We start from the raw sequence: 22,869 nt of genomic DNA, 5'->3' as shown, positions 1-22,869 counted from the left end.
GATGAACTGTAGTGTTATTCAAGTTTGTCACTGAATATTCATAAATCTGTCATGTCGCTGTTACGCCTGTTGGCTAAATTTCAACCAAGCCAGCACCGGCAAGCCACGTGAGGCACCGAGTTATGACAGCTTTTATGGCCAGATGGTTGTTTAAAGTAAGTCAATTTGATCAGCTTACATTTAGTTGGTTGAATCGGCGTCTGCAACGGTTATGCAGGCATAAAGTGGTGCGGTGGGTATCACGCTCGGGCGATGGCTACAGTTATGCCGTTATAGCCCTGCTGATTGCGAGTATGCATGGCTCTGAAAGCGTACCGCTGATAACCACCTTAGTGGTTGGCTTCGCGCTGGAAATACCTTTATTTACACTGCTGAAGCGATTGCTTAAACGGCAACGGCCATATCAAAAAAATCCGCATTTTAATTCAATTATTCTCGCGCACGATCAATTTAGCTTCCCGTCTGGACACACCACGGCTGCGTTTTTGTTTGCCGGAATTATGAGCGCGTTTTTCCCCAACTGGGCGTTGCTGTTGTTCGGTTGGGCGGGCGCAGTTGGTGTTTCACGGGTGTTACTGGGCGTGCATTATCCTGGCGATATTTTCGCTGGAGCCACGTTGGGATTGGGTATTAGTTGGTATGCGTTAGCGGTAACTGGCTAACAGCTGCTGTTTATACAGAAGATAGTAATGGAGGACGTATGCGTATTCTAATTGGCGTACAAGGTACCGGGAATGGTCATTTAAGCCGCTGTTCAGCGTTAGCTGAGGCACTTTCAATGTACCCAGATGTTCACACGCAGTTTTTAATTTCTGGCCGCGATCGCAATCAACTGTTTGATATGGATGCGTTCGGCGAATGGGAATGGCGTCAGGGCCTCTCGTTTGTGGTGGAACAAGGCCGCGTGAATGTGCCGGAAACCTTGCGGAGAAATCAGTGGGGGCAGTTTTGGCATGACGTGAAGGCGCTCGATCTGAATGATTACGACTTGGTGGTAAGCGACTATGAGCCCATTACTGCATGGGCAGGGCGTTTACAGCGCAAGCAGGTGATTGGGTTAGGGCGTCAGTATGCATTTTACAAACCCACCCCAAGCTTGCCTATTTCGTTGGCGCAACGGCAAATGCTGCGTTGGTTTGCGCCAACGGACAGACCGGTGGGTATGCATTGGTTTGATGATGCGTCGCATATTTTGCCACCCATTATTCATCAACGAGGCCGCACGCAAACCATGCAGCCAGGGCATTACGTGGTGTACTTGCCGTTCGAGCCGCTGGCAGCGATTCACGAGCTGTTAAAGCCATTTGATAGCGTTACCTTTCATGTGTTTCATCCCCAAGCTGAGCGGCAGCAGATTGGCCACATTCATTATCGTGCGCCGTCGCGAATTGGTTTTGCCGAAGCTGTAGCACGCGCAGAAGGTATTATCAGTAATGCTGGGTTTGAAACGTCCAGCGAAGCACTGGCTGCGGGTAAAAAGATTCTCGTTAAGCCGTTAACTGGGCAGTTTGAGCAAGCAGCGAATGCGCAATGTCTGCACCGTTCACGTTTAGCTCAAGTCATGTGGACGTTAGATCAAGAAGCGGTTGCTGAATTTCTGGAGCACGGCATGGCAAACACCTGTCATTGGCCTAACGTTGCCCAAGCAGTGGCGGAATGGTTGCGTGATGGTGCGCAGGAACCGGTGCACGAGCTAAGCGCCAGATTGTGGCAGCGTTCTGAGTTTGAAGACTATATGGAATGCTTACGAAGTTACTAGGAGCGTTTCTATAGAATGGCTCCCCAGGTTGGATTCGAACCAACGACACATGGATTAACAGTCCACCGCTCTAACCAACTGAGCTACTGGGGAATTCTATGAAGTATAACCGTATATAAAAAGGGAACGTTGTTGGATGTCTTGGCTCCCCAGGTTGGATTCGAACCAACGACACATGGATTAACAGTCCACCGCTCTAACCAACTGAGCTACTGGGGAACACATCCGACAACGGGTGCGAATGTTAAAGGCGGTTGGGGCCTCTGTCAATACTAAAAAATGCTGTTTGCTTGTTTTGTGCTCAAACCGTTGAAAAAAATTAAAGTCAAGTATTTGGAATGAATGCAAGTATTACATTTGATATACAGCTGATTGGTCCTTGGTTATCCACATGCCCCCTGATCCACGTGTTTCAATGGCTAGACAATCTTATCCACTAAATCTGTGGATAACCTTGTGGGGAACTGTGTGAGTTATCTTTAATGGTGGGCTATTCGGGCTGATTTAGAGATTGCTTAAAAATTGACTCTAATTTTAAATATCCAATAAAAACATATAGTTAAATAGTTGGTTTACAGGGCGTGTAAAGTTTTTAAGGTGCGCATGTCGTTCGTCGCATTTTGCATCGGTAATTGTGCATTTCTTACCTGATTTGTTCACAAAAGCGACGTTCAGAAAGGTCAAGTAACTTCGTGTAAATACGAACATTAATTTTTTGTGACGAATAAATTTTAAACGGCTGTTTTAATATTTTTGTCACAGCCGTGTCACAAAAGGAACTCCGCCCAATAAATTATGCTTGGGCGAATTCTTTAATACGACGTACAGCTTCTTTCAGGGTGTCGAGGCTGCACGCAAAAGAGAAGCGGCAGTGGCCTGGTGCGCCAAATGCTGAACCTGGCACTAAAGCTACTTTGGCTTCATTCAGAATCATTTCGCACAACTCAACGTCTGAGCTGGCGCCTTTCATGGCCATTAACGCATCAATATTGGCAAAGGTGTAGAAGGTACCGTCGCCCGCAATGCACCGCATACCCGGAATAGCATTTAAGGCGTCGACTAAGTAGTCGTGACGCTGTTTAAATGCTTTTACCATGTCGGTAATGCAGCTCTGGTCGCCTTCAAGTGCCGCAAGGGCAGCCCATTGACTAATACTGGTAGGGTTCGAGGTGCTTTGTGATTGAATCTTCTTCATGGCAGCAATCAAAGGTTTCGGACCCGCCGCGTAGCCGATGCGCCAACCTGTCATTGCGTATGCCTTAGAAACACCGGAAAGAATGACGATGCGATCTTTCAAGTCAGGCGCAACCATAGCGATGTTGTGGAAGCTTTCTTCGCTCCACAAGATATGCTCGTACATGTCGTCAGTTGCGATCAGAATTTGTGGGTGTTGACGTAACACATCGGCCAAACCTTCCAATTCAGCTTTGGTGTAAGCCGTGCCAGTTGGGTTTGACGGACTATTTAAAAACATTAACCGTGTTTTCGGCGTGATGGCGGCTTGTAATTGCGCTGGCGTTATTTTGTAGCGCTGCTCAATACCGGCTTCAATAAAAATTGGCTCAGCGCCAACCAGTTTGGCCATGTCTGGGTAAGACACCCAATACGGCGCAGGAATCAATACTTCATCACCTGGGTTGAGCCAAGCGCTCAATAAATTAAAAATGCTGTGCTTACCACCGGCTGAAATCAGAATTTCGTTGAGCTCATAGCTCAAGCCGTTATCCCGTTTAAATTTATCAATCACAGCTTGTTTCAGTTGCGGAATGCCGTCAACTGCGGTGTAACGGGTGTGACCAGCATCAATTGCAGCCTTAGCTGCATTTTTGACAAATTCTGGTGTATCAAAATCAGGTTCACCCACACCTAAACCAATCACGTTATGGCCAGCGGCTTTCATTTCAGCGGCTTTTTGAGAAACAGCCAAGGTTGGTGATGGTTGTATAGCATTAACGCGGTCGGATAATTGGTATTTCACGGTGCGATCCTAAACATAGAAGGGGTGAAAAAGTTGCAGCTACTATAACGTTTTCACTGAATTTTGTCTATTCGATAGCGGCTTATAACATAGCGAAAAAGCTTAAAATTCGTTACACTACGGCTTCTTTTTTCAACACCGGTTACGTAACACATGAGCCAAGCTGTAGCGGCAAAATCTCTACTTCACGATCCAATCCAACCCACGCTCTGGCGGATGACCTGGCCAGTGATCATAGGCGTGATGACGTTAATCAGCTTTAACGTGGTTGATACGTTTTTTGTTGGCATGCTCGGCACAGACCCGCTGGCGGCGGTAAGTTTTACCTTTCCGGTAACCTTTACTGTGGTGAGTTTGGCGATTGGCTTAGGCATTGGCACATCGGCAGTGATAGCTCGTAAGCGTGGTTCCGGCCGAGAGGAGCATGCTCGCTTTGATGGCACCACTGCATTAACGGTGTCGGCATTATTGGTGATGGCACTGGCGCTAATTGGCTACCTGCTCATGGACCCAATTTTCAGCTTGCTACGTGCTCAAGAACGTCTGTTGCCCTACATTCATGACTATATGACCATTTGGTTTATTGGTTCAGTGCTGCTGGTGACGCCAATGGTGGGCAACGCCGTGTTGCGGGCGTCAGGGGATACGCGTACCCCGTCACTGATTATGGCTTCGGGCGGTTTGTTGAATGCTATTTTTGACCCTATTTTTATCTTTGGCTTGGGCCCAATTCCGGCCATGGGTGTGCAGGGCGCTGCACTGGCGAGTTTAGTGTCATGGATAATCGGAACGTTTCTGGTGCTCTGGTACCTCAAATATAAAAAGCTACTGGCTTTTCGTGCACCGGCTGATGCCAGTTGGCTGCGTTCGGCGCGTCAGATTCTAAGCATTGGTGTACCCGCTGCGGGTGCGAACATGCTTACGCCATTGGCAATGGCTGTTATTACCGCAATTATAGCCGCCTACGGTGCGCCGGCGGTGGCTGCGTTTGGGGTGGGCTCACGATTGGAGTCGCTGGCAAGCGTAATTATTCTGGCGTTATCGATGTCGTTGCCACCGTTGATTAGCCAAAACTTTGGTGCGCAATCATTTGACCGTGTGGGGGCTGCGTATCGCGTTGCCATTCGTAGTGTGCTTATCGTACAGCTGATTATTTATGGGCTATTGATTGCAACGGCACCGTGGGTTGCGGCAGCCTTTACCGATGACCCTGAAGTAGCGCGCTTAATTCGACTGTTTATTTATATTATGCCGCTGGGCTACGGCTTACAGGGCGTTATTATTTTAACGAACTCAAGTTTGAACGCATTGCACCGGCCAATGAACGCTTTGGCGCTTAGCGTCGTACGTTTATTTGTGATGTTTGTGCCGCTTAGCTGGATAGGTGCGGTGCTGTACGATATTCCTGGATTATTTATTGGCGGTGTTATCGCTAACATATTTACGGCAATTATTGCCTGGTTCTGGTTCCAACGGGGCCTAAAAAGCGAAATATCTCGCGAACGCGATGGAGGTCATCATGAGTCGCGCATTTGAGCTCAAGTCTGACTATCAACCGGCTGGTGATCAACCCCAAGCGATTGAGAAGTTGGTTGACAATTTAGAAGCGGGATTAGCGCATCAAACGCTGCTTGGCGTAACCGGTTCAGGTAAAACCTTTACCATGGCCAATGTGATTGAAAAAGTGCAACGGCCAACCTTAATACTGGCGCACAACAAAACCTTGGCGGCGCAATTGTATGGCGAAATGAAAGAATTCTTCCCCAATAACGCGGTGGAGTACTTCGTTTCGTATTACGATTATTATCAGCCGGAAGCTTATGTTCCCACCACCGATACGTTTATTGAAAAAGACGCATCCATAAACGAGCACATTGAACAGATGCGTTTGTCGGCAACCAAAGCATTAATGGAACGCCGTGATGTTGTGTTGGTTGCTTCGGTGTCATGTATTTATGGTTTGGGTGACCCTGAATCCTATATGAAAATGATGCTGCATTTGCGTCGTGGCGACATCATTGATCAACGCGACGTTTTGCGCCGTCTGGCGCAGTTGCAGTACAAACGTAATGATGCAGCATTTGAGCGCGGCACCTACCGTGTTCGCGGTGAGGTGATTGATATTTTCCCGGCTGAATCGGAGCAACTGGCCATTCGGTTGGAACTGTTTGATGATGAAATTGATCGCATCAGTTTCTTTGAACCGCTGACAGGGCAGGTGACTGAAGCCGACGTGGCGCGTGCAACCGTGTATCCAAAAACGCACTATGTAACGCCGCGCGAAACCATTTTAGGCGCCATTGAAGAAATTAAAGAAGAGCTGAAAGATCGTAAACATCAGTTGTTGGATATGAACAAGTTAGTTGAAGAGCAGCGCCTGAGTCAGCGGGTTCAATACGACATCGAAATGATGCTGGAGCTTGGTTACTGTTCGGGCATTGAGAACTACTCACGGTATCTTTCTGGCCGTTCGCCAGGCGAGCCGCCGCCAACGTTGCTGGACTATTTACCGGACGATGCCTTGCTGATCATTGATGAGTCGCACGTAACAGTTTCGCAAATTGGTGCGATGTATAAAGGCGACCGTTCGCGTAAAGAAAACTTGGTGAATTACGGCTTCCGATTGCCGTCAGCGCTGGATAACCGGCCATTAAAATTTGATGAATTTGAAGCCATTGCGCCACAAACCATTTATGTGTCTGCAACGCCGGGCAAATACGAGATTGAAAAGTGTGCCGGCGAAGTGGTGGAGCAGGTGGTGCGGCCGACAGGACTGATTGACCCGACCATTGAGATTCGTCCGGTGGCAACGCAGGTTGATGATTTGATGTCTGAGGTGCGTATGCGCGTGGAGTTAAATGAGCGCGTATTGGCCACCACGCTGACCAAGAAAATGGCCGAGGATTTGTCGGATTATTTGGACGAGCATGGTATCCGTGTGCGTTACCTGCACTCTGATATCGACACCGTTGAGCGGATGGAAATCATCCGTGATTTGCGTCTGGGTAAGTTTGATGTTTTGGTGGGCATAAACTTGCTACGTGAAGGTTTGGACATGCCAGAGGTTTCTTTGGTGGCGATTCTTGATGCTGATAAAGAAGGCTTCTTGCGTTCTGACCGCTCGCTGATACAAACCATTGGTCGTGCGGCACGTAACCTTAACGGGCGGGCGATATTGTATGCTGATCGTATCACCGGCTCGATGCAGCGCGCGATTGATGAAACTGATCGTCGCCGTGCGAAGCAAGTGAGTTACAACGAAGAGCATGGCATCACGCCGAAAGGGCTGGTTAAGCGTGTAACCGATGTGATGGATCTTGGTGGTGGCGGTATTCGCGCGCCACGTAAAGAGAAACAGCGCACCGCTGAACCGGAGCCAGTTTACGATGCGGCGATGTTTGATCCGAAAGTGGTGATGCAGAAAATTGTGCAAACCGAAAAAGAGATGTATCAGGCGGCAAAAGATCTGGAATTCGAGAAGGCTGCGGCGCTGCGCGATGATTTAACCAAGCTGCGCGAGCAACTTAAAAGACTTTAATAGCGCGATTAGAGGAAACAGCGGCAGCAAGGTCGACAAACCGAGACTGTCGACGTAGCATAACCGCACAAAATTATCCCCGCTGGGCTATTTTGCTCCAGCTTAATGCAGAGACACGCAGTGCAGTTAGAACCAGGTGATGAACGCTATGTAACGCTCGACGGTGTGTTAAAAACGCCGTGGAGCTTGCTGTTTATGTTGTTGTTTTTCATGCGTGGCTACGCAGCCTGGATAATTTCGCTGACCTTTATTGAAGACCCCAATCGTTTATTGAAATTCTTCTATACCAGCACCGAGCAATTCGGTTTGGCGTTGCTTGTAGGTGCACCTGCGATGCTCATTTTTGTGCTGCTAACGCAAATCAAAGCCGAAATGGCTGAATGGGTGCGCCAAGCATTCCGCATCATGCCTTTATTATTGTGGTTCAGTTGGATAGTCGACGGCGCCTTACTGTTGAGTTTGGTCAGCAATTTATGGCCAGCGTTTTCAGTGGTGAAAGCGTTGTTGTTGTTTGGTTGGCTGATGGCCGGATGGATGTTGCTGTTCTCAAGGCATCTAAAGCGTTTCAACGCTTTGATCGTTGTTCGTTAGTCGTTATTCGTGAAATACGTTTGGGGGTTTTTTGCTTTCCGAATAGCGAGTAACCAATAACGATTAACGCTTTTCGTACTAAGGAATTGGTGGATGGTACTGGGCTCGAACCAGTGACCCCCGCCTTGTAAGGGCGGTGCTCTCCCAGCTGAGCTAACCATCCATCAGGGAGACACAGAGAAAAATGAAGTAGTGGTGGATGGTACTGGGCTCGAACCAGTGACCCCCGCCTTGTAAGGGCGGTGCTCTCCCAGCTGAGCTAACCATCCTTTTCTCTGCGTTGCGGGGCGTATTATAGGGAGCTTGACGATACTGTCAACAGGAAATATCACTCGATTTGTTCGACTGCTTGGTTTTTCACCATTTCGCCGGAAAAATCAACATCCTGCCTAGTAAAAAGACAATATTCTGTCATTTCGCCTAATGCGCCTACCGCTGCTTCTTGGTAGAATGCTTGGGTAATCTAAGTGCAAAATAACCCGAATAATGCGGAGAATGCAAGAATTATGACAGTAGTCACTCGATTTGCCCCTAGCCCAACCGGCTATCTTCATGTTGGCGGCGCGCGAACGGCCTTATATTCTTGGTTGGTTGCTAAAGCAGCTGGCGGGAAATTTGTGTTACGTATTGAAGATACTGACCGCGAACGCTCAACCCAACCAGCAATTGATGCCATTTTAGAAGGCATGGAATGGTTAGGGTTAACGTGGGACGAGGGCCCGTATTATCAAACCAAACGCTTTGACCGTTATGAGCACTTTATTAATAAGCTGCTGGACGAAGATAAAGCGTATAAATGCTATTGCTCGACCGAGCGTCTTGAGCAAATGCGTGAAGCACAAATGGAAAAAGGCGAGAAGCCACGTTATGACGGGCATTGCCGTGATAACCCGAATGTTTCAGGCGATAAGTACGTGGTGCGTTTTCGTAACCCACAAGAAGGCAGCGTGAAATTTGACGACCACATTCGTGGCCATATTGAATTTGCTAACACCGAGTTGGACGATTTGATTATTGCCCGCAGTGACGGCACGCCGACCTATAATTTCTGTGTGGTTATTGATGACTGGGAAATGAATATCACGCACGTTGTTCGTGGTGAAGACCATATCAACAATACGCCGCGCCAAATTAATATCCTCAAAGCTTTGGGTGCGCCAGTGCCTGAGTACGCGCATGTGTCGATGATTTTGGGTGACGACGGCAAGAAGCTTTCGAAACGCCACGGTGCGGTGAGCGTTATGCAATATCGCGATGACGGCTATTTGCCAGAAGCGGTGCTGAACTATTTGGTACGTTTAGGTTGGTCGCATGGCGATCAAGAAATCTTCAGTGTTGAAGAGATGACCAAGTTGTTTAGTTTGGATGACGTGAACAAGGCCGCGTCAGCATTTAACACCGAAAAGTTAAATTGGCTGAACCAGCATTACATGAAAAGTCTTCCGGTTGAGCACGTGATTCCTTATTTGCAGTGGCATTTCACCGACCAAGCCATTGACGTGAGCAAAGGGCCTGCGCTCGAAAAACTGATTCCGCTGATGGCTGACCGCGTTAAAACTTTGAAAGACATGGCCACGCAAAGCCGATTTTTCTACGAAGAGTACGAAAACTTTGACGAAGCGGCTGCGAAAAAACATTTACGCCCAGTTGCACGAGAAGCGCTTGAAGCGGTGCAAGATAGATTAGCGTCGCTAACCGAATGGAACGCACAAACCATTCAGGCTGCTATTCAGCAAACCGCTGATGACTTGGAAGTTGGCATGGGTAAAGTAGGTATGCCGCTGCGCGTTGCGGTGTCTGGCTCAGGTAATTCACCGTCGTTAGACGTGACGCTGGAGCTGATTCCACAAGAACAAGTGGTAGGACGTATTGCACGCGCAATTTCGTTTATACTTGAGCGTGAACAAGCGCAGTAACTGTCTGTTACGTAGAGGCGCCCACGGGCGCCTTTTTTATGCATAGATGAGTTGTCGTGAAAGTCTTCTAAGAAAGAGAGCGTTAAATGCCAAAAATTCGTCAGTTAATTGCTAATAATTCAGCTTGGGCAAAACGTATGCTCGAGCAAGATCCTGATTTTTTTAATAATCTGGTGGCGCAACAAACGCCGGAATACTTGTGGATTGGCTGTTCAGACAGCCGAGTGCCGGCAAACCAAGTGGTCGGTATGGCGCCGGGTGAACTTTTTGTCCATCGCAATGTTGCCAACCAAGTGATTCAAACCGATTTTAATTGTTTGTCAGTGGTTCAATACGCTGTTGAAACGCTCAAGGTGAAACACATTTTAGTGGTGGGGCATTATGGGTGCGGTGGTGTGCGCGCTGCGACTGAAAGTTGCTGTCATGGTTTAGTTGATCATTGGTTGTTCCCAATTAAAGATATTTATCGCGAGCATCACAAAGAACTTGAAGCGATAACCGATGAGAAAGATCGCATTGATCGTCTGTGCGAACTGAACGTGATAGAGCAGGTGGGTAACCTTGCTAAAACAACCATTGTTCAGCAAGCGTGGGATCGTGGTCAAGACTTAGCAATTCACGGTTGGGTGTATAGCATTGAGGACGGTCTAGTGCGCGATATGGAAGTAACGGTGCGCGATAGGGCGTCATTAGAACGCATTTATCACTTCGACGATTAAAACCCAGAAGTGGTGAGAGTTTAGGCAGAATTGATCGTGATTTGTTCGAACTGTCTTATTTTTCGGCAAACGATTCATTTTACCAAAAAAAAGGTTGACGGTGGTGCGCGAATTACCCTAGAATTCGCCCCGCTGTCAGGGTACTGATGCAGCACACGAATGTTTAGTGTTGGTGTGGGGCTATAGCTCAGCTGGGAGAGCGCTTGCATGGCATGCAAGAGGTCAGCGGTTCGATCCCGCTTAGCTCCACCAAAGCTGCAGCTCAGTAGTGAAAATCTGATAGTGTTTTAATTCTGGTGCGTCCCCTTCGTCTAGAGGCCTAGGACACCGCCCTTTCACGGCGGTAACAGGGGTTCGAATCCCCTAGGGGACGCCACTCTTTATGAACAATAACGAGTAACCAGAATGTTTGTCCGGGGTCCCCTTCGTCTAGAGGCCTAGGACACCGCCCTTTCACGGCGGTAACAGGGGTTCGAATCCCCTAGGGGACGCCACTTCTTTAAAACCGTTATTCGTTGGTCGTTATTCGTTACTCGCAAGAGCTAAACCAATAACGAATAACCAGTAACGTGTAGCTAGCACTGCAAGTCCTTGTCCCCTTCGTCTAGAGGCCTAGGACACCGCCCTTTCACGGCGGTAACAGGGGTTCGAATCCCCTAGGGGACGCCACTTCTTTAAAGCAAAAGCGATGTTAGCTATTTGATATTAGATATCAGATCTGATGTCTTGAGCTTTTTCTAATATCCAATATCCAATATCCAATATCCAATATCTGTTATCGTTTTTGCACTAATTCCAGTAAGTGCTCTTCCATGATATCTGCGATAAGCGGTTGTGCTTCGCGATTCGGATGAATACCGTCACCTTGCATTAAACTTTCATTTTCAATAATGCTTTCCATAAAGAACGGAATAAGCGGCACGTTATGCTGTTCAGCGACCTGTGGAAAAATGTTTGCGAACATTTCACTGTAGCGCTGGCCGTAGTTCGGCGGAATTCTCACCTGACTTAACGCAACTTTAGCGTCCTGCTGTTGCAATTGCATGATAATCTGTACCAAATTGTCTGAGATAGCAGCTGGAGTGAATCCGCGCAGGCCATCATTGCCGCCAAGTTCAACAAATACTGCATCGGGCTGATGGCGTTCGATAACTCCAGCTAAACGATTTAATGCACCTTGGGTGGTGTCGCCACTAATACTGGCATTAATGAGCGTAATGTCAGGATATTTTTCGGCCCAACGATCTTGCAGCACGCCAACCCATGACTCGCTTTGCGCCATGCCGTAACCGGCACTGAGGCTGTCTCCTAAAACAACAAGTGAGACATTTGCCGAAACTGGACGTATAACAACCAACAGTGCGACGATAACCAACAATTTAGCTAGGAAGTTTTTCATAAATGCTTATTCAAACCACTCAGTTAGAGAAAAAAGTTACAACTCAAGACGGTATTCTACACATATTACAGCCGATTGACCTCTCCATAAAGGCAGGTGAGACGGTGGCTATTGTAGGTGCCTCCGGTTCTGGTAAATCAACTTTGCTCGCGTTACTTGCCGGATTAGACCTCGCAAGTGGCGGAGATGTTTCTATAGATAACGTAAAGTTGAGCGATTTGGATGAGGAGCAGCGTGCAAAAGTGCGCGCCGACAAAATTGGCTTTATTTTTCAGTCATTTTTATTGATCCCAAGTTTGACTGCGTTAGAGAACGTCATGCTTCCGGCTGAGCTGGCCGGGCATAAAAATGCTGAGCAACAGGCGCGTGATTTGCTAACCAAAGTTGGTCTTGGCGAACGTTTGACCCATTATCCGAATCAATTGTCTGGCGGCGAGCAACAGCGCGTTGCTATTGCACGGGCGTTTATTGGTACACCTAAAATTTTATTTGCCGATGAACCAACCGGTAATTTAGACGCTACCACAGGGCATAAAGTTGAAGACTTACTGTTTCAAATGAACGAAGAGTCGGGCACCACCCTGGTGATGGTTACTCATGATGCGGAGTTGGCCAATCGATGCCAGCGTGTGTTGCGCATGGAAGCAGGGCGACTAGCTGAGGTGACGCGCGATGTGGCATAAGATTTCATGGCGCTTATTGCGTCACGAGCTTAAGCGGGGCGAATTAACCATTATGGCGGCAGCCATTGTGCTGTCGGTTACTGCCGTGCTGTCGTTGTCGTTATTTACCGAGCGCTTGCAAACGGGCTTGTTGGCGCGTAGCGCAGAATTTTTGGCGGCTGATCGGGTGTTGAGCTCACGCCGCGCTATTGATAATCAATGGGTAGAGCAAGCGCAGGAATACGGCTTACGAACCGCGAATCGTGTGGTATTCAACAGCATGGCGTTCGCAAACGACGAACTGGCCTTGGTGGATATAAAAGCGGTTAGCGATGGCTACCCGCTGCGCGGTGAGCTGCGCACAGCACTTGAGCCTTTTGGTGAAGAAAGTACTGCGGAGGGTTTACCTGGGGCTGGCGAAGCCTGGGTTGCTGCAGCCTTGTTTCAAGAGCTAAATTTACAAGTTGGCGACCAGATTGAAATTGGCGAAACCAGTTTCAATGTAACCCGCGTACTAACTTATGAACCCGATGTTGGTTTCTCAGTATTTACCGACAGCCCCAATGTATTGATTAATTACGACGAACTTGAGCAAACGGGCTTGATTCAGCCTGGCTCGCGCGTGCGTTACAACATCTTATATGCGGGTGACGTGGGGCAATTGGAAAGTTACTACGAGTGGCTATTACCACAGCTAAACGATGACACCCACAACTGGCGCAGCATTGAAGATGGAGACAGTCCATTGGCACGTAGTTTAAAGCGTGCTGAGCGGTTCATGTTGCTAGCTAGCCTACTTGGTGTGGTACTTGCCGCAACAGCGGTGGCGGTGGCAGCACAGCGCTACTGTCAGCGCAATTATGACGTGGTCGCGATTTTCAAAACCCTGGGTGCCGACAAAGCACAGATTCAGCGTATTTTTATTTTGCATTTGTTGTTACTTACGGTTATTAGCATCGCGGTCGGCTTGCTGCTGGGCTGGGTGCTGCAGGCTCAAGTTATTGAGTTTGTGGCGGCGCAACTTGGTGCAGAATTACCTGCTGCCGGGATAAAACCATACATATTAGCCTCAGCAACAGGCTTAGTCAGTGCGGTAATGTTTACGTTGTATCCATTGCTGCGCTTGATTTCGATTCCGCCGTTACGTGTGCTGAACCGGCAATTGACCGGGACCGATAAACTGCGCTGGCTGCATTGGGTGGCCTCAGCAGGCACTATTTATGCATTACTACTGATATATAGCCAGCAATGGTTGCTGTCGACCGCCTTGTTCGCGGGTGGCTCGGTGGCGGCGGTGTTGTTGTTATTGGTTGGGCGGGTATTTATTCGCGCAAGCCGACAAGCAGGTATGCAGGCGGGTAGTTCATGGCGTTTGGCTATGGCTGGTTTGCAGCGCCGCGCGCAAGAAAATAGTGTGCAAATGCTGAGCTTTTCAACGGCAATTATGTTGCTGCTGTTGGTGTTGGCACTGCGTAACGAGCTTCTTGCTGATTGGGAACGCCAATTACCCGATGATGCTCCGAATTACTTTATTGTGAACGTGGCGCCTGACGACGTGGGTGAGCTACGCAAGCGCTTTGACGAACGCGATATTGTGTCAAATGACATGTATCCGGTAGTGCCAGGCCGGATGACCGCCGTTAATGGTGTGCCGGTACGCGATGAAGTGACTAAAGAAGCTGGCGGCGACGAAGCGAATACTCAAACCAACAACGCGGAACAGCGCGAAGGTTTTGGTCGCGAACTGTCGTTGACGTGGCGCGATGACTTGCCACCAAACAATACGATTGTGGCTGGTGACTGGTGGGGCGAAGCGCCACAACCGCAAGTTTCAGTTGAAGCTGAAGTTGCTGAGCGGATGAACTTGAGTGTGGGGGACCAGCTTGAATTTAACATTGGTGGGAATACCTTCGAGGTGCCTGTAACCAGTATTCGCGAAGTAAATTGGGGTACCTTGCAGCCGAATTTCTTTATGATTTTCAATACGGCGACTTTGGAAGATTTTCCAGCGACATTTATCTCGAGCTTTAATTTGCCGCGCGAGCGTCAAAGCGAGCTGTATGAGTTGTTCAAACCATTCCCACAAGTGTCGCTGATTGATCTTGATGCCATTATGGACCAACTGCGCGAAGTGATTGAGCAAGTCAGCATTGCGATTGCGTTCGTGCTGGTGTTGGTGCTGATTGCTGGAATATTGGTGTTGCTTGCCCAAGTTCAGGCTTCCATGGAGGAGCGTCAAAAAGAACTGGTGATTTTGCGAACCTTAGGTGCACCGGCCAAGTTATTGAGTCGCAGTGTTACCTACGAGTTTGTTATTTTGGGCGCAATTAGCGGGCTTATCGCGACCCTTGCAATGGAGTTGTCGCTATGGATATTGCAAACCCAAGTATTTGAAATGGGCGCAACTTTGCATTGGCGCTTCTGGTTAGTTGGTCCGGTAGCAGGTGCGCTTGTAGTGGGCACACTTGGGCGCTTGGCGTGTAACCGGTTGGTACGCAGAAACACGGCGCAGTTAATTCGTAAGCTCGCGTAATGCGAGCTTAGGCTTTGAAAGCCGCTTGAATGTGTGCTGAGAATAATGCTGGCCAATGTTGGTCGTAGCTTTTGCGAAACACCGCAAAATGGCCAATACGGCTGGCATTTATATCCGCTGGTGCTATCACATGACGCTGTTGCGGCGCGTTGGCATAGAAGTCATGCATGGCGTTGATGTTATGCGCGGTCAGCATTTCATCGTCGGTAAAGCTCAGTGACGTGATGGGGGTGGTGATGTCGGCGTAGCGTTGATAGTGCTGCTCGGCGCCAACCAAATAATCTGGGTGCAAACACCAACTGCGCCATTGTTGCATGGCTGCTGCCGGCACATCGCCAACAATCCCAAGTTTGCGACCAGGGAAATATCCGGCTAATGGAATGAGCCATGGCGTAATAGCACGCCACAAAACCCACGACTTATATTTCAATTGTGGCTTGGTGTCTTTCCAATAGCCTGTGCCTGTGGCGACAGTGATCATGTGCTTTACGTGCTGATTATTTGGCACCATGCCGAACAGTTGTCCGCCAATGCTATGGGCGAACCACAATAAAGGTAACTCAGGATGCTGGCTTACTGCGTAATCAATGACTGCGGCAGCATCATAGGTTGCCCAGTCGGTTACTGTGGTGGAAACCTGAGCGAGTGGTTTGTCAATTGACGCACCAATGCCGTAATAGTCGAAACTTAATACATGGTAGCCTTGCTGACATAGCCATTCGCAAAAGGATTGGTAAAAAGCCTGTGGCACCGCCATGGCAGGAGCCAGAATTATTACCCCTTGGGCATGCTGAGCACGCCACTCATAGGCAACCACCTGACGCTCCGGTGCCGCCTGAAGCGTAATACGATGTGGGTTGGTCATGTTATGGCAAAGCTTTGATATAAGGCTTAACGGTTACTTGATGGTAGACGCCTGCGGCAATATAAGGGTCGGCATCGGCCCATGCTTGCGCGGCCGCTAAACTGTCAAACTCCGCCACGACCATGGAGCCGGTAAAACCCGCTTCACCGGGATCAGAACTGGCGATAGCTGGGCATGGGCCAGCAACCAGCAGGCGGCCATCGGCTTGCAGTTGCTTGAGGCGCTCCAAATGAGCAGGGCGGGTTGCGCGGCGCGCAGCTAAACTGTTGGGTGCATCTTCAGCCCAAATCACAAACCACATTATTCAATTTCCTCTGCATCTTTTTCACGATCGGTGTGATGTTTAAACATGTAAGCGCCAGAAAATACGCTAAATACCAAGGTGGCACCCAAAATTCCGAACACTTTAAAATTAACCCATGCGTCAAGGCTCATGGCTTCGGCAATGTAAACATTAATTACGGCAAGACTGAGGGCGAAAATTACCCACGCATAGGTAAGCCGGTGCCACGCAAAAACGGGTAAGTTAATTTCGCTACCAAGCATACTCTGTAACGGACTTTTCTTTTTCCACCACAAGCCAATCAGCAGAAATAGTGCGATAGCGACATAAATTACGGTTACTTTGATCTTAACGAACCACTCATCGTGTAAAAAGAGTGTGATGCTGCCAAATATCAGCACCGCCCACATGACAATCCAATGGCGTGGGGTAACCGGTTCGCGCATAAATTTCATGCCAATAATCTGCATCACAGTGGCGATCATCAATACCCCGGTGGCAATAAAGATGTCACCGAGCAGATAAAAAATGAAGAATAAAATTAACGGCAAATATTCGAGCACTAACAGCATGATGAATTCCGGTTTACGATAGTTAGAGCAGTGTGCCAGAAAAGTTTGTGACGTACTAGATTCAATGACTACACTGTAACATGATCAATTATAGAAATTACTCAGCAAGAGGCCAGCATGAAATTATTAATAACGGGTGGAACAGGGCTCATCGGCTCGGCGCTGATCCCTCATCTTTTGGGTGATTACCAGGTGACGGTCATTAGCCGCAATCCGCAACGGGCGCTTGAGCGCTTGGGTAATCGCGTTCATGTGGTCAAAAGCTTAGATGAAATATCTGAATTAAGTGACTTTTATGGCGTGATTAATCTGCAAGGCGAAGGGATTGCGGATAAGCGCTGGAGTTCGCGTCAAAAGTTACGTATTGAGCAAAGCCGTTGGAATATTACCCGCAAGCTTACTGAGCGTATACAAAATGCCGCGCAGCCACCCCAGGTGTTCATCAGTGGCTCGGCAATTGGCTATTATGGCGCACAGGGTAAGACCCCGGTCACCGAAGCAACTAAGGTAGACGCCGATGATTTTGCGCATCATTTGTGTGCTGAATGGGAGCGCTTAGCGCTTGCGGCACAGTCAGAAAAAACGCGCGTGTGTGTATTACGTACGGGCGTGGTATTAGCGCCTGAAGGCGGCGCATTGAAAAAGATGTTACCGCCGTACCTGTTAGGATTAGGTGGCCCGCTAGGGCACGGTAAACAAGGTTTCAGCTGGGTTCACTTGGATGACATGGTCGGCATAATTCTATTTTTACTGCAGCACGAGCAGGCGCAGGGCATTTTCAATGCCACCGCACCGCAACCGGTGGCGCAAGAAGAATTCAGTAAAACCTTAGCGCGAGTTCTGCGTAAATCACATTTTATGCGGGTACCTGCGTGGGCCTTGAAATTGATGCTGGGCGAGATGTCCCAGATGCTACTAACCGGCCAGCTGGTGCTACCTGAGCGTTTGCAGCAGGCCGGTTATCAGTTTAAGTATCCAAAGCTTGAGGCGGCACTTAAGGATTGTTTGTTGCCTTCTTCATAGTACTCACAAAACGTTCCAGGTGCGCAGTGAGCTCGGCTTCGTTGTGTTGATATTGTTCAATAATACGTACAATGGCCGAGCCACAAATTGCCCCGGCGGCACCTGATTCAATTGCTGCGCGAACGTGTTCTGGCGTGGCAATACCAAAACCGAGCAGCGGCGGAGCACTATGGTGTGCCTTCAGCAGCTTGATAACCTCGGTGGCAGGTGCTTGCATTTGCGTGTCAGCACCGGTTACTCCGGCACGACTCAACAAATACACATAGCCTTGGCTATTCGCAGCAACCCGCTCGAGGGTTGTTTCCGAAGCGTCAGGCGGGGCGATGTAAATGGGTGCAATGCCATGCTTTTTGGCAGCTTCACCAAAAGGAATGCCTTCGCGAACTGGAACATCGGCAATCAGTACCGAGTCGACGCCAGCTTTTGCACAGCGTTGATAAAAATTATCCGAGCCCTTACTCACCACTAGATTTGCATAAACCAGTAAACCTATCGGCAGATCAGGGTGTCGAGCACGGATTGTTTCGATAATGTCGAACGCATCACTGATACGGGTACCGGCGGTCAATGCGCGAATGTTTGCTTGTTGAATGGTGGGGCCATCCGCTACAGGGTCAGAGAAAGGCAAACCCAGTTCAAGTGCATCGGCGCCGCCAGCAATTAATGCTTCAATAACTTTTAGGCTCAACTCAGGCGTTGGATCGCCGAGCGTCACGAAAGGTACAAATGCGCCTTGATTGGCTTGCTGCAAGCTATTGAAAAGGTTTTCGTAACGGCTCATGCTTGCTCTCCCTGTGCGAAGATACGGCGTACGTGATCAATGTCTTTATCGCCACGCCCAGATAAATTTAGCAATATCACTTCTGGCGCATCCGGCTCGGCTGCTCGGCGCAGCGCATAAGCCAATGCGTGGGCGGACTCAAGCGCCGGAATAATGCCTTCATGTTGAGCCAGCAGTTTAAATGCTTCAAGCGCCTCGGTATCAGTAACTGACTCGTAACGGGCGCGGCCAATTTCACGTAAATGGGCGTGTTGTGGGCCCACACCGGGGTAATCCAGCCCGGCTGAAACCGAATAGCTTTCTTCAATTTGACCTTCGTCGGTTTGCATTAAGAACGAACGGCAACCGTGCAATATACCTGGTTTACCAGCGGCTAAGGTGGCGCCGTGTTCATGGGTGTGAACCCCTTTACCAGCCGGCTCAACGCCGACCAATTCTACGCCGGTTTCGTCAATAAACTCGGCAAACATACCAATGGCATTGGAGCCGCCACCGACACAGGCAACAACTTCGTCGGGCAGACGGCCAATGCGTTCAAGAATTTGCGCCTTAGCTTCGGCCCCAATCATACGGTGAAATTCTCGAACAATGGTAGGGAATGGATGCGGGCCAGCCGCGGTGCCTAACAAGTAATGGGTGGTACTGTAGCTGGCTGTCCAGTCACGCATCGCCTCGTTAACGGCGTCTTTCAAGGTGCCGCTACCTGAATCAACGGGAACCACTTTGGCGCCCATTAATTCCATGCGAAATACATTCGGCTGTTGGCGGGCAACGTCTTTGGCACCCATGTAAATAATACACTCAAGGCCAAGTAATGCGCAGGCCAATGCAGTTGCGGTGCCATGCTGTCCCGCGCCTGTTTCGGCAATAATACGATTTTTGCCCATGCGCTTAGCGAGTAGTGCTTGGCCGAGTACTTGGTTGGTTTTGTGCGCACCGCCATGCAGAAGATCTTCGCGTTTAAGGTATATTTTCGTTCCATTCGGCGACGTTAGCGGCAGATTTCGGCAAAGCGATAAGGGCGTTGGACGACCTAAGTAGTTCTTTAATAAATCAGCAAACTCAGCCTGAAAGGCGGGGTCATTTTGTGCATCAATAAACGCTTGCTCAAGTTGATCAAGCGCAGGTAGCAAAATTTCTGGCACAAACTGTCCGCCAAAATCACCAAAGTAAGCTGAAAGTTTTTGTGGTTGGGTACTCATGATACTGCCTCCTGACCTTGGTGCGTGCGGTCATTGGTTTTTCCGTAAGTGCGAATGGATTCAAAAAGTGCAATGATTTTACCGGCGTCTTTACGGCCCTTGGCATACTCCACACCAGAGTTTACATCAAGGCGCGTTACCCCAGTTGCCAGCGCGGCTGGCAAATTGTCTAAGCTTAAGCCGCCGGCCAAAATGCACTGGCTGCGCTGCGCGGCACTCAGCCCTTCGAGCAAAGCCCAGTCAAATGGCTGCCCACTGCCACCGAATCGGTTATCCAGTAGGAAGGCGTCGACTTCCAATTGCGGCAGCACCAGCGGCTCATCAACGCCAACTGCCTTCCACACCTTGGTTTGTGCGGGCAGGGCTTTGCGTAACTCGCTGATGTAGTCGATGTCTTCTTGCCCGTGCAATTGCACCACGGCCAAGTTCAGTTGCTGTGCGGTTTGTGCCACTTGGGTTAGCGGCTGGTCCGCAAATACACCAACAAAGGCTAGATCAGGCTCAGCGGCGACGATTTGCTGGGCTTGTTCGTTGGTGACAAAGCGCGGTGAGTGACCAACAAATATTAGCCCACCGTACGCAGCCCCGGCTGCACGAACGGCCATGGCATCAGCCGGTTCAGTTAAACCACAAACCTTGTGTTCACCATAAATAAGTTCACGGCAGGCTTGATCCACGTTTGCTTGTTTCGATAACGCGCTGCCAATTAAAAAACCGTCAACAAAGGGAGCTGTGGCGGCTACTTGGCTATGTGTTTCATACCCGGACTCTGCCACCACCAACACATCGTTTGGAATGCGCTGACTCATTTCAATACTACGTTGTGGGTTGATAGTTAGATCGTGCAAGTTGCGGTTATTAATCCCAATTATTTTTGCTTTCAGGTGCAGCGCTCTATCCAGTTCTTGCTCAGTGGCAACTTCTGTGAGCACGTCTAGTTTTAACGTTTCGGCAAGGGTAGCAAGTTGCTGGTAGGTTTCGTCGGTTAAAATAGACAGCATTAGCAAAATAGCGTCGGCACCAAAATGACGGGCCAGTACCACTTGCTCGGGCATGACAATAAAGTCTTTGCATAAAACCGGCTGGCTAACCGCAGCGCTTACTGCGGAAAGATAGCGAAAATCGCCCTGAAAGTAGTCCGGCTCGGTTAGCACTGAAATCGCATCGGCATAGCGGCTATAGGTTTGCGCCAGGGTTACTGGATTAAAGTCTGGACGAATCAACCCTTTCGAAGGCGATGCTTTTTTACATTCTAAAATAAAGCTAGCACGTGGCTGTGCTAAAGCTTTGTGTAGGCTGCGCCGGCTGGGTGCAAGGTTGGCTTGAATTTGCGGAAGATCTAATTCAGCCAATTGCTCAGCGATACGTTTACGGCGCGCGGCAACAATAGTTTCAAGTACGGATGCGGAATCAGCCACGGTTAAACTCCTGCAATTTATGTAAATGCTCAAGCGCAGTGCCAGCCGCTAAGTGCTCGAGCACAGCGCTGGTTGCTTGGCGTAGGTCACTGAATTGATCGGTAACATACAACATGGCCGCTACTGTGACGGCTATGGCATTGTGCTGCGCAGCGGTGGCTTTTCCTGCCAGCACCTGTTGCAACAATTGTGCGTTAAAGTCAGCGTCACCACCGGCAAGTTCGGCCACACTGGCTTCAGTGACACCAAAATCTGCTGGAGTTAGGGTGTACTCGTGCAGCTCACCATCGCGCAATTCAACCACATGGGTTGGGCCATGCAAGGCAATTTCGTCAAGCCCGGAACCGTGCACCACCATTGCCCGTTGGCACCCTAATAGGCGTAGGGTTTCGGCCATGGGGCGGCACCATGTTGGGTCATATACGCCTAAAACTTGCGCATCGGGGCGGGCTGGGTTCACCAACGGGCCAAGTAAATTAAATAGAGTGCGCGTTTTTAGCGTTTGGCGGCTTGGCATCGCATACCGAATGCCGGGGTGGTAGTGCGGTGCGAATAAAAAGCAAAAGTTATAGTCGTCCAGTTGCTGTTCAGCAACTGCGGGGTCTTGTGTGACCGACAACCCGAGACTTTCGAGTACGTCAGCCGAACCTGAACGCGATGACACACTGCGGTTACCATGTTTGGCAACGGTGAGGCCCATGCTTGCCGCAACCAGTGCTGCGGTGGTGGATATGTTCATGGTGTTGCTACCATCGCCACCGGTACCACAGCTGTCAATTACGGGCCGTTGTGGGCGTTGAAACGGTTTTGCTGCGCGCCGCAAGGCTTGTGCTGCGCCTGCCATTTCATGGGGCTGTTCACCACGTAGCTTCATGGCAATCAGTGCCGCCGTTATCTGAATATCATTGAGTTCACCTTTGACTAAGTGATCAAAAAGTTTCTCGGCTTGCTCCAGGGTGAGTGCTTCGCCATTCAGTAAGGCATTAAGTGTTTGCATCATTAACTCCCGTACTGCTTAAACAGGTAGGCCACGGTTTGCGCTAGCAGCTGGCTGCCATGGCTGGTTAAAATGGATTCAGGATGAAACTGAAAACCTATCGCTTGGTACGCACTGAACTCTGCAGCCATGGGTATAGCACCTGTTGAAGCGAGCACTTTGATGCTATCGGGCAAGCGGTAGCCGCACAGCGAGTGATAGCGCGCGACCGTCAGTGGGTTGCTGAGCTTTTCAAACATTGGGTGCGGGCGCGTTTCAATTAGCGCTTTTTTGCCATGTACAGTTTCGTGACACCGGTCAATATCGCCACCGGCTGCATGAATCAGCGCTTGGAAGCCAAGACAAATACCTAGCATAGGATACTCGCCTTGCACTAATTGGATCAGTTCTAATAGGTTACCGGACTGTGCGGGGTGGCCAGGGCCCGGGGATAAACAAAGCAACTGGCGGCCTGGGTACTGGCGCATGTTGTCGATTAACGTTTGCGCAGCAATGTCATTGCGATAAATAACCAGCGGGTAACCCAGTTGACGTAGTTCATCCACCAAGTTGTAGCTGAACGAGTCGAAATTATCGAGCAGTACGATTCGATCAGGAGTGCTTTTTGCAACGTTAAGTGAGGCAGATGTCATA

General features: G+C 49.4%; 20 protein-coding genes and 8 tRNA genes. 14 read left to right on the top strand and 14 right to left on the bottom strand.

Translation table 11 applies throughout. The features are described from left to right. The first annotated feature begins 122 nt into the window (after nt 1-122). Nucleotides 123-662, top strand: a complete 540-nt coding sequence (locus ACN0UY_RS03655) for a phosphatase PAP2 family protein (RefSeq protein WP_417665410.1) — start codon at nt 123-125, stop codon at nt 660-662. 38 nt (nt 663-700) lie between these two features. Then, nucleotides 701-1,759, top strand: a complete 1,059-nt coding sequence (locus ACN0UY_RS03650) for an MJ1255/VC2487 family glycosyltransferase (protein WP_417665409.1) — start codon at nt 701-703, stop codon at nt 1,757-1,759. 16 nt (nt 1,760-1,775) lie between these two features. Here the strand turns inward: ACN0UY_RS03650 and ACN0UY_RS03645 are convergent. The 3 genes from ACN0UY_RS03645 to ACN0UY_RS03635 all read right to left on the bottom strand — a co-directional run bounded on the left by ACN0UY_RS03645 (nt 1,776) and on the right by ACN0UY_RS03635 (nt 3,737). Beyond that, a tRNA-Asn gene (locus tag ACN0UY_RS03645) sits at nt 1,776-1,852 on the bottom strand. A 49-nt stretch (nt 1,853-1,901) separates the two neighbouring features. Continuing rightward, nucleotides 1,902-1,978, bottom strand: a tRNA-Asn gene (locus ACN0UY_RS03640). 574 nt (nt 1,979-2,552) lie between these two features. Further along, entirely contained in the window at nt 2,553-3,737 is a 1,185-nt protein-coding gene (locus ACN0UY_RS03635) for a pyridoxal phosphate-dependent aminotransferase (protein ID WP_417665408.1), read from the bottom strand. A 153-nt stretch (nt 3,738-3,890) separates the two neighbouring features. Here ACN0UY_RS03635 and ACN0UY_RS03630 point away from each other — a divergent pair, with 153 nt between their 5' ends. The 3 genes from ACN0UY_RS03630 to ACN0UY_RS03620 all read left to right on the top strand — a co-directional run bounded on the left by ACN0UY_RS03630 (nt 3,891) and on the right by ACN0UY_RS03620 (nt 7,866). Then, nucleotides 3,891-5,273 (top strand): MATE family efflux transporter, encoded by a 1,383-nt coding sequence (locus tag ACN0UY_RS03630; protein ID WP_417665407.1) that lies wholly within the window; start codon nt 3,891-3,893, stop codon nt 5,271-5,273. Beyond that, complete coding sequence (uvrB, locus tag ACN0UY_RS03625) at nt 5,257-7,275, top strand: excinuclease ABC subunit UvrB (RefSeq protein WP_417665406.1); 2,019 nt, start codon at nt 5,257-5,259, stop codon at nt 7,273-7,275. Before ACN0UY_RS03630 ends, uvrB begins: the two co-directional genes overlap by 17 nt. A gap of 120 nt (nt 7,276-7,395) precedes the next feature. After that, nucleotides 7,396-7,866, top strand: coding sequence for a DUF2919 family protein (locus ACN0UY_RS03620; protein WP_417665405.1), 471 nt, complete (start codon nt 7,396-7,398; stop codon nt 7,864-7,866). Between the two features lie 87 nt (nt 7,867-7,953). On the opposite strand, the gene ACN0UY_RS03615 is transcribed toward ACN0UY_RS03620, so the two are convergent. After that, nucleotides 7,954-8,029 (bottom strand) — tRNA-Val (locus ACN0UY_RS03615). Between the two features lie 30 nt (nt 8,030-8,059). After that, nucleotides 8,060-8,135, bottom strand: a tRNA-Val gene (locus ACN0UY_RS03610). A gap of 237 nt (nt 8,136-8,372) precedes the next feature. On the opposite strand from ACN0UY_RS03610, the gene gltX reads away from it, so the two are divergent. The 6 genes from gltX (at nt 8,373) to ACN0UY_RS03580 (ending at nt 11,170) form a co-directional block, all read left to right on the top strand. Continuing rightward, nucleotides 8,373-9,782: a glutamate--tRNA ligase gene (gltX, locus tag ACN0UY_RS03605; RefSeq protein ID WP_417665404.1), complete on the top strand. Its 1,410-nt coding sequence runs from the start codon at nt 8,373-8,375 to the stop codon at nt 9,780-9,782. Nucleotides 9,783-9,868: 86 nt separating this feature from the next. Continuing rightward, nucleotides 9,869-10,501, top strand: coding sequence for a carbonate dehydratase (gene can / locus ACN0UY_RS03600; protein WP_128351735.1), 633 nt, complete (start codon nt 9,869-9,871; stop codon nt 10,499-10,501). 176 nt (nt 10,502-10,677) lie between these two features. After that, nucleotides 10,678-10,753: transfer RNA gene (locus tag ACN0UY_RS03595), tRNA-Ala, on the top strand. A gap of 48 nt (nt 10,754-10,801) precedes the next feature. Then, a tRNA-Glu gene (locus ACN0UY_RS03590) sits at nt 10,802-10,877 on the top strand. A gap of 42 nt (nt 10,878-10,919) precedes the next feature. Next, a tRNA-Glu gene (locus ACN0UY_RS03585) sits at nt 10,920-10,995 on the top strand. Between the two features lie 99 nt (nt 10,996-11,094). Beyond that, a tRNA-Glu gene (locus ACN0UY_RS03580) sits at nt 11,095-11,170 on the top strand. Between the two features lie 106 nt (nt 11,171-11,276). Here ACN0UY_RS03580 and ACN0UY_RS03575 read toward each other — a convergent pair. Beyond that, the gene (locus ACN0UY_RS03575) at nt 11,277-11,900 is read right to left on the bottom strand and encodes an arylesterase (RefSeq protein ID WP_417665403.1); all 624 of its coding nucleotides are present in this window, start codon (nt 11,898-11,900) and stop codon (nt 11,277-11,279) included. Between the two features lie 2 nt (nt 11,901-11,902). Between ACN0UY_RS03575 and ACN0UY_RS03570 the strand changes: the two genes are divergently transcribed. Together ACN0UY_RS03570 and ACN0UY_RS03565 are read left to right on the top strand one after the other, a co-directional pair. After that, complete coding sequence (locus tag ACN0UY_RS03570; RefSeq protein ID WP_417665402.1) at nt 11,903-12,583, top strand: ABC transporter ATP-binding protein; 681 nt, start codon at nt 11,903-11,905, stop codon at nt 12,581-12,583. Continuing rightward, nucleotides 12,573-15,095 (top strand): ABC transporter permease, encoded by a 2,523-nt coding sequence (locus tag ACN0UY_RS03565; RefSeq protein WP_417665401.1) that lies wholly within the window; start codon nt 12,573-12,575, stop codon nt 15,093-15,095. Before ACN0UY_RS03570 ends, ACN0UY_RS03565 begins: the two co-directional genes overlap by 11 nt. 7 nt (nt 15,096-15,102) lie before the next feature. Here the strand turns inward: ACN0UY_RS03565 and ACN0UY_RS03560 are convergent, their stop codons facing one another. Genes ACN0UY_RS03560 through ACN0UY_RS03550 form a run of 3 tightly spaced genes read right to left on the bottom strand, consistent with a single transcriptional unit; the run spans nt 15,103 to nt 16,815 of the window. Continuing rightward, nucleotides 15,103-15,960 (bottom strand): serine aminopeptidase domain-containing protein, encoded by an 858-nt coding sequence (locus tag ACN0UY_RS03560; RefSeq protein ID WP_417665400.1) that lies wholly within the window; start codon nt 15,958-15,960, stop codon nt 15,103-15,105. A gap of 1 nt (nt 15,961) precedes the next feature. Beyond that, the gene (locus ACN0UY_RS03555; protein ID WP_128351730.1) at nt 15,962-16,261 is read right to left on the bottom strand and encodes a YciI family protein; all 300 of its coding nucleotides are present in this window, start codon (nt 16,259-16,261) and stop codon (nt 15,962-15,964) included. After that, on the bottom strand, nt 16,261-16,815 hold the full coding sequence (locus ACN0UY_RS03550; RefSeq protein ID WP_417665399.1) for an inner membrane-spanning protein YciB: 555 nt from the start codon (nt 16,813-16,815) through the stop codon (nt 16,261-16,263). The genes ACN0UY_RS03555 and ACN0UY_RS03550 overlap by 1 nt, the downstream gene beginning before the upstream one ends. A 117-nt stretch (nt 16,816-16,932) precedes the next feature. Here ACN0UY_RS03550 and ACN0UY_RS03545 point away from each other — a divergent pair, with 117 nt between their 5' ends. Further along, the gene (locus tag ACN0UY_RS03545) at nt 16,933-17,838 is read left to right on the top strand and encodes a TIGR01777 family oxidoreductase (RefSeq protein ID WP_417665398.1); all 906 of its coding nucleotides are present in this window, start codon (nt 16,933-16,935) and stop codon (nt 17,836-17,838) included. Here the strand turns inward: ACN0UY_RS03545 and trpA are convergent. Genes trpA through ACN0UY_RS03520 form a run of 5 tightly spaced genes read right to left on the bottom strand, consistent with a single transcriptional unit; the run spans nt 17,810 to nt 22,868 of the window. After that, on the bottom strand, nt 17,810-18,619 hold the full coding sequence (gene trpA / locus ACN0UY_RS03540) for a tryptophan synthase subunit alpha (RefSeq protein ID WP_417665397.1): 810 nt from the start codon (nt 18,617-18,619) through the stop codon (nt 17,810-17,812). The two genes, ACN0UY_RS03545 and trpA, sit on opposite strands and share 29 nt — an antisense overlap. Continuing rightward, complete coding sequence (gene trpB / locus ACN0UY_RS03535; RefSeq protein WP_417665396.1) at nt 18,616-19,821, bottom strand: tryptophan synthase subunit beta; 1,206 nt, start codon at nt 19,819-19,821, stop codon at nt 18,616-18,618. The genes trpA and trpB overlap by 4 nt, the downstream gene beginning before the upstream one ends. Continuing rightward, nucleotides 19,818-21,239, bottom strand: a complete 1,422-nt coding sequence (trpCF, locus tag ACN0UY_RS03530; RefSeq protein WP_417665395.1) for a bifunctional indole-3-glycerol-phosphate synthase TrpC/phosphoribosylanthranilate isomerase TrpF — start codon at nt 21,237-21,239, stop codon at nt 19,818-19,820. The genes trpB and trpCF overlap by 4 nt, the downstream gene beginning before the upstream one ends. Beyond that, entirely contained in the window at nt 21,232-22,236 is a 1,005-nt protein-coding gene (gene trpD / locus ACN0UY_RS03525; protein WP_417665909.1) for an anthranilate phosphoribosyltransferase, read from the bottom strand. The genes trpCF and trpD overlap by 8 nt, the downstream gene beginning before the upstream one ends. Nucleotides 22,237-22,238: 2 nt before the next feature. Next, nucleotides 22,239-22,868 carry an aminodeoxychorismate/anthranilate synthase component II gene (locus ACN0UY_RS03520; protein ID WP_417665394.1) on the bottom strand — a complete coding sequence of 210 codons (630 nt, stop codon included), beginning with the start codon at nt 22,866-22,868 and terminating at the stop codon, nt 22,239-22,241. Between the last annotated feature and the right edge of the window lies 1 nt (nt 22,869).

Origin of the sequence: Pseudidiomarina sp., from assembly GCF_048268165.1 — a bacterium.
Classification (GTDB): domain Bacteria; phylum Pseudomonadota; class Gammaproteobacteria; order Enterobacterales; family Alteromonadaceae; genus Pseudidiomarina.
The sequence above is the reverse complement of the archived record's forward strand: the minus strand, read 5'-3'. Positions and strand labels throughout refer to the sequence as shown.

Bases quoted from the DNA above. Each gene is read 5' to 3' on its own strand.
- ACN0UY_RS03570 (WP_417665402.1), top strand. From the start codon at position 11,903: ATGCTTATTCAAACCACTCAGTTAGAGAAAAAAGTTACAACTCAAGAC.
- ACN0UY_RS03555 (WP_128351730.1), bottom strand. From the start codon at position 16,261: ATGTGGTTTGTGATTTGGGCTGAAGATGCACCCAACAGTTTAGCTGCG.
- trpA (WP_417665397.1), bottom strand. From the start codon at position 18,619: ATGAGCCGTTACGAAAACCTTTTCAATAGCTTGCAGCAAGCCAATCAA.
- uvrB (WP_417665406.1), top strand. From the start codon at position 5,257: ATGAGTCGCGCATTTGAGCTCAAGTCTGACTATCAACCGGCTGGTGAT.
- trpB (WP_417665396.1), bottom strand. From the start codon at position 19,821: ATGAGTACCCAACCACAAAAACTTTCAGCTTACTTTGGTGATTTTGGC.
- ACN0UY_RS03550 (WP_417665399.1), bottom strand. From the start codon at position 16,815: ATGCTGTTAGTGCTCGAATATTTGCCGTTAATTTTATTCTTCATTTTT.
- ACN0UY_RS03655 (WP_417665410.1), top strand. From the start codon at position 123: ATGACAGCTTTTATGGCCAGATGGTTGTTTAAAGTAAGTCAATTTGAT.
- ACN0UY_RS03630 (WP_417665407.1), top strand. From the start codon at position 3,891: ATGAGCCAAGCTGTAGCGGCAAAATCTCTACTTCACGATCCAATCCAA.
- trpD (WP_417665909.1), bottom strand. From the start codon at position 22,236: ATGCAAACACTTAATGCCTTACTGAATGGCGAAGCACTCACCCTGGAG.
- ACN0UY_RS03560 (WP_417665400.1), bottom strand. From the start codon at position 15,960: ATGACCAACCCACATCGTATTACGCTTCAGGCGGCACCGGAGCGTCAG.
- can (WP_128351735.1), top strand. From the start codon at position 9,869: ATGCCAAAAATTCGTCAGTTAATTGCTAATAATTCAGCTTGGGCAAAA.
- ACN0UY_RS03520 (WP_417665394.1), bottom strand. From the start codon at position 22,868: ATGACATCTGCCTCACTTAACGTTGCAAAAAGCACTCCTGATCGAATC.
- ACN0UY_RS03650 (WP_417665409.1), top strand. From the start codon at position 701: ATGCGTATTCTAATTGGCGTACAAGGTACCGGGAATGGTCATTTAAGC.
- gltX (WP_417665404.1), top strand. From the start codon at position 8,373: ATGACAGTAGTCACTCGATTTGCCCCTAGCCCAACCGGCTATCTTCAT.
- ACN0UY_RS03565 (WP_417665401.1), top strand. From the start codon at position 12,573: ATGTGGCATAAGATTTCATGGCGCTTATTGCGTCACGAGCTTAAGCGG.
- ACN0UY_RS03545 (WP_417665398.1), top strand. From the start codon at position 16,933: ATGAAATTATTAATAACGGGTGGAACAGGGCTCATCGGCTCGGCGCTG.
- ACN0UY_RS03575 (WP_417665403.1), bottom strand. From the start codon at position 11,900: ATGAAAAACTTCCTAGCTAAATTGTTGGTTATCGTCGCACTGTTGGTT.